Annotated in this window: 8 protein-coding genes and 1 pseudogene; all 9 read left to right on the forward strand. The window is 41.4% G+C overall.

All coding sequences use genetic code 11. The annotated features are described in order from the left end of the window. Window positions 1–324 precede the first annotated feature (324 nt). The 9 genes and pseudogenes from priA to H6G06_RS13775 all read left to right on the forward strand — a co-directional run bounded on the left by priA (window position 325) and on the right by H6G06_RS13775 (window position 14,109). Window positions 325–3,042: a primosomal protein N' gene (gene priA, locus H6G06_RS13735; protein ID WP_190560980.1), complete on the forward strand. Its 2,718-nt coding sequence runs from the start codon at window positions 325–327 to the stop codon at window positions 3,040–3,042. Window positions 3,043–4,007: 965 nt separating this feature from the next. Then, a complete protein-coding gene (kdpA, locus tag H6G06_RS13740) occupies window positions 4,008–5,693 on the forward strand; it encodes a potassium-transporting ATPase subunit KdpA (RefSeq protein ID WP_190560982.1) in 1,686 nt (561 codons plus the stop codon). A 69-nt stretch (window positions 5,694–5,762) separates the two neighbouring features. Next, window positions 5,763–7,868, forward strand: coding sequence for a potassium-transporting ATPase subunit KdpB (kdpB, locus tag H6G06_RS13745; protein ID WP_190560984.1), 2,106 nt, complete (start codon window positions 5,763–5,765; stop codon window positions 7,866–7,868). Window positions 7,869–8,030: 162 nt separating this feature from the next. Further along, the gene (gene kdpC, locus H6G06_RS13750; RefSeq protein WP_190560986.1) at window positions 8,031–8,633 is read left to right on the forward strand and encodes a K(+)-transporting ATPase subunit C; all 603 of its coding nucleotides are present in this window, start codon (window positions 8,031–8,033) and stop codon (window positions 8,631–8,633) included. A gap of 44 nt (window positions 8,634–8,677) precedes the next feature. Then, entirely contained in the window at window positions 8,678–9,802 is a 1,125-nt protein-coding gene (locus H6G06_RS13755) for a histidine kinase (protein WP_190560988.1), read from the forward strand. A gap of 184 nt (window positions 9,803–9,986) precedes the next feature. Beyond that, window positions 9,987–10,457, forward strand: a pseudogene (locus H6G06_RS13760) (RNA-guided endonuclease InsQ/TnpB family protein); the annotation flags it as partial. 146 nt (window positions 10,458–10,603) lie between these two features. After that, a complete protein-coding gene (locus tag H6G06_RS13765; protein ID WP_190560989.1) occupies window positions 10,604–11,797 on the forward strand; it encodes an anhydro-N-acetylmuramic acid kinase in 1,194 nt (397 codons plus the stop codon). A 191-nt stretch (window positions 11,798–11,988) separates the two neighbouring features. Next, the gene (locus H6G06_RS13770) at window positions 11,989–12,435 is read left to right on the forward strand and encodes a hypothetical protein (protein WP_190560991.1); all 447 of its coding nucleotides are present in this window, start codon (window positions 11,989–11,991) and stop codon (window positions 12,433–12,435) included. A 75-nt stretch (window positions 12,436–12,510) separates the two neighbouring features. Further along, window positions 12,511–14,109 (forward strand): serine/threonine-protein kinase, encoded by a 1,599-nt coding sequence (locus H6G06_RS13775; protein WP_190560993.1) that lies wholly within the window; start codon window positions 12,511–12,513, stop codon window positions 14,107–14,109. Window positions 14,110–14,261 lie beyond the last annotated feature (152 nt).

The raw sequence follows: 14,261 nt of genomic DNA on the forward strand, positions 1-14,261 counted from the left end.
CAATTATTCGAGCAACTTACTTTTGACGAGGTGATATCTATCTCATCTTATAACTTTATTCTCGAAGCTCTTTTCTATGCAGCTTCATATTAACTTGGTATAAGATACTTTCATTTGTGTAGTTAGCATCAAATATTTATTGCACGTACTGTAGAAATTGATTTGTCTAGTAGATTACATCTAATCAAAGTTATCAAGTATGATGAGTAATAAAAGTATTGCAAAATACAGTTTGTTTGTAGTAAACTAAGAACTTAAAGTTAAGTAATTCTGGTGAAATTTCTCCAGACAAATGAGCGAATATCTATTAAAAAAGCCAAAAATATGTATATTCATGATGTAAGTTTATCCTCTCTAGTTGTAGCTGAACCAGGAGAATCATACCAGTCAAAAACGAATCTTTATCGATGGATTGAAGTCCTTGTAGATTTTCCAGGAAGCTCAGACTTATTTACATATAAATTACCAGAACAGTTAGAAATAAAACCAGGGGATATTTTGACAGTTCCCTTTGGGACACAACAGGTAGGAGCGATCGCAATTCGGTTCTTATCTCAACCCCCAGAAAATTTAGCACCAGAGAAAATTAGGGAAGTAGAAGATGTCGTCAGTAGAGGATTTTTTCCTAGCACCTATTGGGAATTACTCAATCGCATAGCGGCCTATTACTATACGCCCCTAATTCAAGTAATTCGGGTAGCTTTACCACCAGGATTATTAGGGCGATCGCAACGTCGGCTGCGTTTGACATCCTTGGGAAAAGATCAGGATGTCTCTAGCAATACTGCCATTTTCATGTCACCAACAGCGCAACAAGTTATCCAACTTTTGCAGAAAACCCCCACAGGTGACTATAGCTATTACTATATTCAACAAAAAGTTAAATCTGCCTATCGGGGAACTCGTGAGTTAATCCGCTTGGGATTAGCAGAAAACTATTTAGAACCACCACGACTAAACCAACCCAAGCTACAAAAAGCAGTCACACTATTAGATAACAATTACCAGGATTTAACACCCCGTCAAAGAGAAATTGTGGAAGTGCTAAGACGACAAGGTGGAGAATCATGGCAAAGTGAATTATTGCAAACTTGCAGTACCAGTACCTCTACTTTAAAAGCCTTAGAACAAAAAGGCTATATAGTAATTGAAGAACGGGAAATATTACGCAGAGAACAAAGTCCCCTTATGGCTGGGGATCAAGCTAAGTCATTAACAGCAGCCCAAACGAACGCCTTAGAAGCAATACAATCATTAAATGGATTTGCCCAAATTTTATTACATGGCGTAACAGGGTCAGGAAAAACCGAAGTTTACCTCCAAGCGATCGCACCCTTACTTAACCAAGGTAAATCAGCCCTTGTCTTAGTCCCAGAAATTGGACTCACACCCCAACTCACAGACAGATTTCGCGCCCGCTTTGGTAACAAAGTTCAGGTTTATCACAGCGCCCTTTCCGATGGTGAACGCTACGACACCTGGCGACAAATGTTCACCGGAGAACCCCAAGTAGTCATAGGCACTCGCAGCGCCATTTTCGCCCCACTACCCCACTTAGGATTAATCATCCTAGACGAAGAACACGACGGCAGCTTTAAACAAGATTCACCCATCCCCACCTACCACGCCCGCACCGTCGCCCAGTGGCGTGCAGAATTAGAAAATTGTCCCCTCATTTTAGGTTCCGCCACCCCCTCCTTAGAAAGTTGGGTGAGTGTGAAAGAGCAGGGGAGCAGGGGAGCAGAGGAGCAGGGGAGCAGGGGAGCAGAGGAGCAGGGGAGTAGGGGAGCAGAGGAGCAGAGGAGTAGGGGAGCAGAGGAGCAGAGGAGTAGGGGAGCAGAGGAGCAGAGGAGTAGGGGAGCAGAGGAGCAGAGGAGCAGGGGAGCAGGGGAGCAGGGGAGCAGAGGAGTAGGGGAGAATAACTTTATATCTAGTCCCCAGTCCCCAGTCCCCAGTCCCCAATATCTATCTCTTCCTGAACGCATCAACTCTCGTCCCTTACCACCGATAGAAATAATTGATATGCGGCGAGAGTTACAAGCGGGAAATCGTTCTATATTTAGTAAATCCCTGCAAGAAGCCCTAGAAGAGTTAAAAGAAAGAAAACAACAGGGAATTTTATTTATTCATCGTCGGGGACATAGCACCTTTGTCTCTTGTCGCAGTTGTGGTTATGTGCTGGAATGTCCAAATTGTGATGTGTCCTTGGCTTATCATCATGTAGAAGAAGGAGCGCCCCAATTATTAAGATGTCATTATTGTAATTATGGGCGATCGCATCCTCCCCACTGTCCCGAATGTAGTTCTCCCTACCTGAAATTCTTCGGTAGTGGAACCCAAAGAGTAGCCCAGGAACTAAACCGCCAATTTCCCCACCTGAAATTAATTCGCTTTGATAGCGACACCACCCGCAACAAAGGCGCACACCGTAACTTACTCAGCCAGTTTGCCAACGGTGAAGCAGATTTATTAGTCGGTACACAAATGCTCACCAAAGGTTTAGACTTACCCCAAGTTACCCTTGTCGGTGTAGTTGCAGCTGATGGGTTACTGCACTTATCAGACTATCGCGCCAATGAACGTACATTTCAAACCTTAACCCAAGTTGCAGGAAGGGCAGGAAGAGGCGAAGATCCGGGCAGGGTAATTATCCAAACCTACACCCCAGAACATCCAGTTATTGAAGCCGTTAAAACTCATGACTATCAATCTTTCTGTGATGCAGAATTAGAACAACGCCAAGCACTTAATTATCCCCCTTATGGCAGATTAATATTATTGCGTTTCAGTAGCCTTGATCCCATCCAAGTCCAAAACACAGCCCAAATCATTGCTACAACTTTCAGCGATCAAGAAGGATTTGAGATATTGGGACCAGCACCAGCTAGTATTTTACGAGTAGCTAATCGTTATCGCTGGCAAATATTGCTAAAATTTGCTCCTGACGCACTACCAAATTTACCAGATTGGAGAGAAATCAGGGCGCTTTGTCCTACTTCCGTCAGCTTAACAATTGACGTAGATCCAATTAATATCATGTAATCAAAACAGATGATCTCGTTCCCAGTCTCTGACTGGGAATGCCATTAAGAGGCTCTGCCTTTGCTTCAATTGCGGTTATAAGTAAATAGGTCTTTCCCAAAACTTTCTTTCCACCTATATTTGAGGCCGTATTTGCAGACGATATTTCCTACAGAGAAATTTTGCATAAATAGGATGTTTTAAAAGTTTTGAATGTATAAATAAACCCCTCTCCAAACCTCTCCCCGCGTCGGGGAGAGGCTTTGAAACCCCCATTCCCTCTTAGGGAAGGGGGGTTAGGTTGCTGAAGATTATTGGTTTCATCTAATACTTTTCAAACAACCTCTAATACCAAGGTTGGATATCCAAAGTCAAAAAGACTAATGATCAGTTTTTCTCCAGTGCAGAAAATATCTAAATTAGGGTTTCCTGATAGCGTAGCGTGGCATCAGCCATAAAAGTTTTTTGGATAAAGATTTTTGATACATGATAAATTATAGAATGTCCGGCACATCACCCTGAATATGTCATTGCAAGTGAAACTACGCAATCTAAAGGTTTTTAGGATTGCTTCCCTACGGTCGCAATGACGGTTATTTGAACAGACATGATATTATTAATGGTATGTATAAATAAAATTAATGTAATAATCAAGATTTTTTCCCAAACTCAAAAATATAGAATATAATCATCTGCTAACCTCAGTCCTTTTAGTATCAAATTTATCGTATGGTGATAACTTATACAAATAAACAGTATTAGTGTAATAAAAATATCATCTTTTTTATATTCTTGCCAGAGTAAAATTGAAATATTCTTAATACTAAATTCAGTAAACATCCAGAAACCAGTAAAACAATATTGATAAATTGAGATGAAATGAAATATCATCCAATCCCTAGCAATCAAACTTACTTACCAGTAAGTTAGGTATTATTTTTTAGCATTGAGCGGTTATAAATTCAGTTTAATTGAGTAATAAATACATGGGACAAGGTTTTTTACAAATTGCGTTAACGCTGTGTATTGTCATAGCTATCACTCCCAGATTAGGAAAATACATAGCCCGCGTCTTTTTGGGAGAAAGCACAATGCTTGATCCCATCATGAACCCCATAGAGAAAATTATCTATATAGTAGGGGGTGTCAGTAAAAAAGAGGAGATGACAGCTTGGCAGTATATCCGGGCAGTAATATGCAGTAACCTAATTATGGGTATTTCTGTGTATACACTAATCTCTTTGCAGAGACTTCTACCGTGGAATCCCCAAGGATTTAGTACGCCCACGTGGGATATATTACTACACACTACAATTTCTTTTTTGACTAACACCGACCAACAACACTACACTGGGGAAACTACCTTAAGCTATTTTAGCCAAACAGCCGCTTTAGGCTTTTTAATGTTTACTTCAGCAGCAACCGGTTTAGCAGTAGGAATTGCATTTATTCGGGGTTTGACAGGTAGAAAGTTAGGGAATTTTTACGTCGATATTACCTGTGCCATCACACGCATATTGTTGCCCCTGTCTATGATCGGTGCGATCGCTCTCATTGCTTTAGGTGTACCGCAAACATTAGAAGATACTTTAGTTGTCCAAACCTTAGAAGGAGGAACTCAGTATATACCTAGAGGTCTAGTTGCTTCCTTTGAAATCATTAAAATGCTAGGCCAAAACGGTGGTGGCTTTTTTGGTGCTAACTCTGCCCATCCCTTTGAAAATCCCAATGGCGCTTCTAATTTACTAGAAATCATCGCCATGATTGCTATTCCCTCATCTTTAATATACAGCTACGGTGTATTTGCCAATAATCTGAAACAAACTTGGTTACTGTTTTGGATGGTGTTTATTATTTTTGTGATTTTGATATGGGTGAGTGCCGTTGGTGAACTACAAGGAAATCCCATCATTAACCAAGCCCTGTCTACAGAACTACCGAATTTAGAAGGTAAAGAAGTAAGATTTGGCTGGGCTGAAACAGCATTATGGGCAGTTACAACCACCGCTACCATGTGCGGTGCAGTGAACGGAATGCTCGATTCATTCATGCCCCAGGGTATATTTTCCACCTTATTTAACTTATTTTTGCAAATTATTTGGGGAGGACAGGGAACAGGAACAGCTTACTTATTTATTTATCTGATCCTCACCGTGTTCATAACTGGGTTAATGGTAGGACGCACCCCCGAATTTTTGGGACGCAAAATTGAAAAAAGGGAAATATTTCTGGCTAGTGTTGTGCTACTGATTCACCCGATTCTGATTTTAGTGCCTAGTGCGATCGCCCTAGCTTATCCCATCTCCCTATCAGGAATTAGTAACCCCGGTTTTCATGGCATTTCCCAAGTAGTTTATGAATATGCTTCAGCCGCAGCTAACAATGGTTCTGGCTTAGAGGGGTTAAAAGACAATAGTTTATGGTGGAACTTGAGTAGCAGTTTCAGTATTTTAGCAGGGCGTTATATTCCCATTATCGCTATCCTTCTATTAGCTGATAGTATGTCCCGCAAACCCAAAATCCCCGCAACCCGTGGTACTCTCAAAACCGATTCCCTACTATTTACCACCGTCACCGCTGGCGTAACCATCATTTTAGCAGTCCTCACCTTCTTCCCTGTTTTAGCTTTAGGCCCCATCGCCGAAGGTTTTAAACTAGCCTCTGGAAGTTAGGACTCAGGAGGCAGAAGGCAGGAGGCAGAAAGAACCCAATACCCAATCCCCAATACCCAATCCCCGTTTATGAATTCTGCTGCAACTACCCCAAGACCTAAATCTTCTCGTTCGCGTCCTAGCGATCGCCGTCTCAAACGCAAAAAAGCACGAATCAGTACCAAAGGACTCTACACCAGAGTAATTAGAGATACCTTTTTCAAGCTACATCCCCAGTATGCAATTAAAAATCCCATCATGTTTGTGGTCTGGTTGGCAACAATCATCACCCTAGCCGCCACAATTTATCCCCCCATATTTGGACCAGTCAACCAGAAAAACCCCCAACTGTTCAACGGCTTGTTAACAGTGATTTTATTTTCCACTGTTCTTTTTGCCAATTTCGCCGAAGCCTTAGCACAAGGAAGAGGTAAAGCCCAAGCCGATGCTTTGCGGTCTACCAGATCAGCAACCATCGCCAAAAAAATTGTCGTTGATGGCACAATCACAGAAATTTCTTCCACCAGTCTTAAAAAAGGTGATACTGTCTACGTCGTTGCAGGCGATATCATCCCCGCAGATGGGGAAGTGATTTTGGGTGTAGCTTCTGTAGACGAGTCACCAATCACCGGCGAATCAGCCCCAGTTCTCAAAGAAGCAGGTTCAGACGTTGCCAGTTCTGTTACTGGTGGTACGCGCATCATCTCCGATGAATTAATCATCCGCATCACAGCTGACCCCGGTAAAGGATTTATTGACCGGATGATTGACTTAGTAGAAGGGGCAGAACGCACTAAAACACCTAATGAAATTGCCTTAACAATTTTGCTCTCAGTGCTTACCCTGTCCTTTTTGTTTGTGGTAGCAACCTTGCCCGCCTTTGCCTATTATGTCAACAGTCCCGTTAGCGTCACCGTATTAGTTGCCCTCTTGGTAGCACTCATCCCCACCACTATTGGCAGTTTACTCAGTGCTATTGGCATTGCAGGTATGGATAGAGTCGCCCAATTTAACATCATTGCCACCTCTGGACGGGCAGTGGAAGCCTGTGGAGATATCAATACTTTAGTTTTAGATAAGACAGGTACAATCACTCTTGGCAACCGGTTGGCAGAAGCTTTTATCCCCATCAACGGTCACTCAATGGTGGAAATCGCTAACGCTGCTTTGGCAGCCAGTATATTTGACGATACTCCAGAGGGTAAATCTATTGTCCGATTGGCAGAAAAATTTGGCGCAAAATTTGATATAGACCGAAAACAAGCCCAAGGAGTAGAATTTTCTGCCAAAACCCGCATGAGTGGTACTAACTTTCCTGGTGGACATGAGGCGCGAAAAGGCGCAGTGGGAGCAATTAAAGGCTTTGTTCGTTCCCGCAATGGACGCGAAACCCCAGAACTAGATACTGCTTACGAAGAAGTGTCCCACCAAGGAGGTACACCCCTAGCTGTCTGCCTCGATAACGAAATCTACGGTGTTATTTATCTTAAAGATATTGTCAAACCCGGTATCCGAGAACGTTTTGACCAACTACGGCGCATGGGAGTGCGTACCGTGATGCTAACTGGGGACAACCGCATTACGGCTTCTGTAATTGCCAAAGAAGCAGGAGTAGACGAATTTATCGCCGAAGCTACACCAGAAGATAAAATCACTGTCATCCAAAGGGAACAAGCAGAAGGTAAATTGGTGGCGATGACAGGAGATGGGACTAATGATGCTCCCGCTTTAGCAAAGGCTAATGTTGGTGTAGCGATGAATACAGGGACTCAAGCCGCTAAAGAAGCTGCTAATATGGTCGATTTGGACTCTGATCCCACAAAACTCATTGATATCGTCAGTATTGGTAAACAATTGTTGATTACTCGTGGGGCATTGACGACATTTTCCATTGCTAATGATATTGCTAAATATTTTGCCATTATCCCTGTAATTTTTGCGGCTGCTAATTTAGAAAGCTTGAATATTATGAAGTTAACCAGTGTTAATTCGGCGGTATTGTCGGCACTGATTTACAATGCTTTGATTATTCCGGCTCTAATTCCTTTAGCCTTGAAGGGTGTAAAATTTCGACCTTTGACTGCTAATCAACTTCTACAACGCAATATTTTTCTTTATGGGTTAGGTGGGGTGATTGCTCCATTTATTGCCATTAAATTCATAGATATGCTAATTACAGTTGCAGGTTTAGCTTAATCACAGGGGACTGGGAACTGGGGACTAGGGACTGGGTAAGAAAATTTTAGATTTTAGATTTTAGATTTTAGATTGGAGTTGGTTAAATACAATCCAAAATACAAAATCCAAAATCGAATCAACAATCAACAATCAACAATCAACAATTACCACAATTCAATTATGGTATTAATTCGAGAAACTATCCGAGCCATGCGGATCATTTTATTACTTTGGTTGTTAACAGCAATTATTTATCCTTTGGCAATATTATGGTTTGGTCAGTTTGCCTTCCCTTCTTCAGCCAACGGCAGCATAGTTTTAAATATAGATGCTCAACCAATTGGTTCGGCTTTGATTGGTCAAGTTTTTACATCAGATAAATATTTTCATGGTCGTCCTAGTGCTGTGAAATATAGCCAAGGTAGAAAAGCCAAGCCCACGGGTATATCTGGGGGAAGCAATCTTGCTGCTAGTAATCCAGAGCTAACTAATAGAATTATTGAGGAAGCAACTCAATTTCAAGATGAGAATATACAACCTGCGGCTGATTTAATTTACACTTCTGGTTCTGGTTTAGATCCCCATATCTCTTTGAAAGCAACAAGACAGCAGTTAGCAAGAGTCGCACAGTCAAGGGGCATCAAAGAAGATGAAATTATCCCTTTGATTAACAAGTATACTGATGGTAGATTTTTAGGTATTTTCGGTGAATCGGGAGTTAATGTTTTACGCTTAAACTATGCTCTTGACCTGCAAGAACTAAATCGTCAGCAAAATCAATAATTGGTCATTAGTCATTGGTTAGTGGTCATTGGTCATTAGTTTGTATGATTCCCAGCAGTGAAATACAGTTAACACCTGCCAATTATCCCTTGTATTCGGGAAGAAGGGGAAAACACAAAATATTTATTGGTATGGCTCCCGGTGTAGGCAAAACCTACAGAATGTTAGAAGAAGGACACGGACTCAAACAGGAAGGAATTGATGTTGTTATAGGACTTTTGGAAACTCACGAACGTAAGGAAACGGCTGAAAAAGCTGCGGGACTGGAGATTATACCCCCACACTTATTGCCTCGTGGTGATTTGATGCTGCCGGAAATGGATACGCAGGCAATTATTCACCGTTCTCCTGAATTGGTATTAGTTGATGAACTTGCTCATACCAATGTTCGGGGTTCCCTACGGGAAAAACGTTATGAAGATGTAGAAGTAATTTTGGCAGCAGGTCTTGATGTCTACTCGACTATGAATGTTCAACACCTGGAAAGTCTTAATAATATAGTAGCTAGAATTACAGGTGTAGTTGTGCGTGAGCGTGTCCCGGACAGGATTCTGGAAGTAGCCGATGATGTGGTAGTTGTAGATGTGACACCAGAAATTCTGGAAAAAAGGTTACTGGAAGGGAAAATATATACACATGAAAAAATTCCACAAGCTCTAGATAACTTTTTCCAAAGACGTAACTTGATTGCTTTGCGGGAATTGGCTTTGCGAGAAGTGGCAGATAATGTGGAAGAAGATGCTATTGCTTCTACATCTAAAGGTCAAATTTGTAGTGTTCAGGAACGGGTTTTAGTTTGTGTATCTACTTACCCTAATTCAGTACAACTGTTACGTCGGGGTGCTAGGTTAGCTGGTTATATGAATGCTCCGTTTTATGTTTTGTTTGTTGCCAATCCTGATCGGTTTCTTACCAAGGAAGAAAGCCTACACGTTGATATTTGTGAGCAGTTATGTAAAGAATTTGCAGGAAATTTTGTGCGGGCAACCAGCAGTAACATTGCTCAGACAATTTCAGAAGTAGCAGAAAAATATCGCATCACTCAGATAGTCATCGGTGAAAGTCAGCGTTCTCGTTGGGAAATTCTCCTCAAAGTTTCTTTAACTCAAAAATTGATGCGTTTGCTCAAAAATATTGATTTGCATATTATTCCCACTGGGAAAAGTTGATTGTCTAATAACGTAAGTTGCCAGTTAAGAATATGAATCATGATTTTACCAAAAAACTGGGTTTAAAGCCCCGTCCGGAGACGGCTTTTGTTTAATTTCCGGATCAACTCTCGAAGTGCATAGTTTTGAGTACGGTTTGCTTCTGAACAATACTCCACAAGTATCTCGTATTCTTCCTCCGAGCAAAGTAAAAGGGTCAAGTAATCGTGAACGAGCTAGAAAGAACTTAGTTCTTAAACATGAAGATGTTTGTAACCGCAGACGTGATTGGTTTTGGAAACTAGCTCATAAGTTAACAGATAAGTTTGATGTTTTATGCTTTGAAACCTTAAACCTCAAGGGTATGCAACGTCTTTGGGGGAGAAAAATATCAGACTTAGCTTTTGGAGAATTTCTACAAATACTAGAATGGGTAGCTAGAAAGAAAAATAAACAACTTGTTTATATAGATAAATGGTATCCATCTAGTAAAACTTGTTCTCATTGCGGGCATATTTTAGAAAAACTGGATTTATCTGTTAGAAAATGGCGTTGTCCATCTTGTAATTCCGTAAATGGAAGAGATGAAAACGCCACTATAAATATTCAAATGGTTGGGGTATCAACCATTGGGTTAGGTGATGTTAGACTGGCTACGCCAGCAATTGCTGTTTGACCCCAGAATCCCCACGCCTTTAGGCTGGGGAGTATGTCAAAACTATTCTGACTCCTGTATTCTTTGTCAAAGTGGCAACTTCTGGTTTTGAACAAGGTAACATTTGAGTTAAACTACCTTTTGCAATCACACCAGAATCTCTGTAAATGCACCCGACTCGCGTTATAGGTTTAATGAGTGGCACATCTGTGGATGGTATAGATGCTGCCTTAGTAGAGATTGTCGGTACAGATTTGGATCTCAAAGTTGAATTACTCGCAGGGGAAACCTATCCTTACCCTGCTGAACTAAGAGAAAGAATATTGGCTATTTGTGCCGATGCGGCGATCTCAATGGCAGAATTAGCAGAAATCGATGATGCGATCGCTCTCGTTTTTGCCCAAGCTGCCCAAAATATTCAAGTTGGTCATCCACCTGCTACTTTAATCGGTTCCCACGGTCAAACAGTTTACCATCGACCACCCCATTTTTCTGGGCAAGTGGGAAGGTGGGGTGGTGGGGAAAATCAGCCATCTCTTGGTTACAGTTTGCAACTTGGTCGGGGGGCTGTTATTGCTCGCCTTACAGGTATTACTACTATCAGTAATTTCCGTGTGGCTGATATTGCTATTGGTGGTCATGGTGCGCCTTTAGTTCCTAGAGTCGATGCTTATTTACTCAGTCATCCGCAGGAGGGGCGTTGTATTCAAAATATTGGTGGTATTAGTAATGTAGCTTATCTACCTCCACGCCGTGATCACTGGCTTGCTCAAATTCGCGGTTGGGATACAGGTCCGGGAAATAGTCTATTGGATTTGGCGGTGCAGCATTTTAGCAATGGTGCTAAAAGTTACGATGAAAATGGCAGTTGGGCAGCTAGTGGTACTCCCTGCTATCCATTAGTAGAACAATGGCTAAGTCAAGATTACTTTCATTTACCACCCCCTAAATCTACAGGGCGTGAGTTATTTGGTGTAACTTATCTACACCAGTGCTTACAAGATTCCCAAGCCTACCAACTCAGCCCCGCAGATGTGCTGGCAACACTTACAGAACTGACAGCGGCTTCGATTGTTTATAGTTACCGTAATTTTTTACCGCGAATGCCAGAACGGGTATTATTATGTGGGGGCGGTAGTCAGAATCTTTACTTAAAACATCGATTAGAGTTATTGTTGGGGAAAGTAGCAGTTTTAACTACAGATGAAGTCGGCTTAAGTGCAGCGTTTAAAGAAGCGATCGCTTTCGCTGTTTTAGCTTACTGGAAACAGTTAGGTATTCCTGGTAATTTACCTGCTGCGACTGGAGCAGATCAAGAAGTGGTTTTAGGAGAGGTGCATCAGGTGACTGGTGATTGGTGAGGGAAAGACAAATACTTAACTTAGATCTTATGCAGGTAAATGAAGTACAAACAGGAGAGTGGAAAAGCTATGTACCAATAGGGTTTTACTGCTGTAGAGACGTTATAGGGTAACGTCTCTATTGATTGCTGTTGTAAATACTGAACTCCTAATCATTATTGCTTGTTGAAAAAATCAAAGGAATTTATAAGGTGGCTCACAGTTTTTTGTTGGAACCAGGACGCTGGATCATGCAAGGAAGTTGGCTGGAACGGAATAGTATGCCTGTCAGCTTTAAGGGCATGACTTTGGTTGTTTGGGATCGTGATGACTGGTTTTCTATGGCAACAAAGTTGGTATTTCCAGGTAGTGATCGCTCAGAAATATCTTGCCAATACAAAGGAAGACTCCATGATGGTGATCGCCAATATACTTTTTTACTCCAGCACAATATATTGGGACAGATTGAAGGTGAAGGTTGGATTTGTCCCGATACCATCGTACAACGTTATTGGGTACTGGGCGATCGCGAACGTCGCAGCGGTTTTGAAACTCTACACCAGGTTTCAGAGGATAGTTACTACCTTGCAAGCGGTATCTTAGCAGGTCATTTTCTAACCAGTACAATGGAAGCCAGTCTAGAACGTCAACCCCAATAAGCATATTCATCGTCAACCTGTGATGGCAGTAGCCTATTTCATCCACGATTTTTGAACATTGGAGTCGAATTTTTTATGTCAGACCCCAACACTGGTCGCTTACTTAGCAACCGTTACCAGCTTCAAGAGTTAATTGGTACTGGAGCAATGGGACGGGTGTATCGTGCTAAGGATATTTTGTTGGGAGGTGTGCCGGTTGCAATCAAGTTTCTTGCTTTATCCATCGAAAACGAAAAAATGCGTTTGCAAGAGCGTTTTGAGCGAGAAGCAAAAACCTGTGCCTTACTAGGTCAAAAAAATATTCATATTGTCCGCGTAATGGACTATGGCGTAGATGAAAATAACACCCCATACTACGTTATGGAATACTTGCAAGGACAAAGCTTAAGCACTGTCATCCGCACCCAAACTCTTTCTTTACCTAGATTCCTGAGCATGGCACGGCAAATCTGCCTGGGTTTACAATCTGCTCACAATGGTATCCCCGTAGATGGAGTTATCTGCCCCATTATTCATCGTGATATTAAGCCGAGCAATATGCTGGTGATTCAAGACCCCAGTTTTGGAGAATTAGTCAAGGTCTTAGACTTTGGGATTGCCAAGTTAATCATGTCGGATAGTGATCAGACGAAATTTTATTTGGGTACTCTTGCTTATTCTTCTCCCGAACAAATTGAAGGCAAAGAATTAGATAATCGCTCTGATATTTATAGTTTGGGTGTGATGATGTTTGAAATGCTCACAGCTAAGATGCCACTAGTCGCATCAACCCATTCTTTTGGAGCCTGGTATCAAACCCATAAATTTCAAAAACCCATGTCTTTTGCTGAGGCTAATCCTAAATTAGGAATACCAAAGCAAGTGCAAGATTTGATAATGAGTTGTTTGGAAAAAAAACCAAAAGATCGCCCCCAAACTGTCAAGGAAATTCTCAGTGTCTTAGTAGCCGCAGAACAGCAAGACAAAATCAGTCAATCAAATAGTCAAAATATTCCTGCAACCACGCAGAACTTAAAAACTCAACCGCAGCCTGAAAAAAAGACGAAAATTGAACGACCGATATCTACAATATCGGAAAAAAAACTCAAAACTGAACTGCGCTTATCCTCAATCAATGATGATGTTACTCGGCAGCTTTCTTGGCCACCAAATAAACCAATTGCTGATATTGTTTTTCCTCAACCCATTGATAATAATGGCGAATTTTCTCTAGCCTTGTGGGTGATGCTACCTCAGCAGGAAATTCAAAAGCGTTTAGTTTGTACTCGATACAATCAATTCCTTTTTATTTCTCTTCCCCATCCCATGGTGTTATGGATTACAGTCATCTACAACCGCGAACACGGAGCTAAATGGTTGCCTTACTACCTTGATCTCAAAACCAATTTTGGTCAGGAAATCATTCGCTTGCTGCATTATACAGGTTGTTATCGCTTGTTGTTTTTTGCACGAGAAACACCCAGCCGCTGTAACCATGTTCTAGTTTCCAGTATTGCTCCAATTCAACGTGAACGACTGCAAGAGTGGCTAGAAATCAGCAAGGTATCTACATCATCTACGGATGCCCAAACTAGTAAAACTTTGCTGAAACAGGAGTATGAAAAGATTAAACGGCAAATTTTAGCCAAACTGGAAACAATTGATACTGATTCATCTTTTGACATATCTGGTTAAAGTTCAATCAACTATATTACAAGTAGTATATGTGTTGTAAGAGTGTGGTATTCAAAAAAAGTAAAGTTTTGTAAATAAAATATCTTGATTAATCTAAATTAGAGTTATATAAAATGTAAAGCTTAATCACACTGGATATTTTATCTGGTACG

This window comes from Anabaena sphaerica FACHB-251 (genome assembly GCF_014696825.1).
Lineage (GTDB): Bacteria > Cyanobacteriota > Cyanobacteriia > Cyanobacteriales > Nostocaceae > RDYJ01.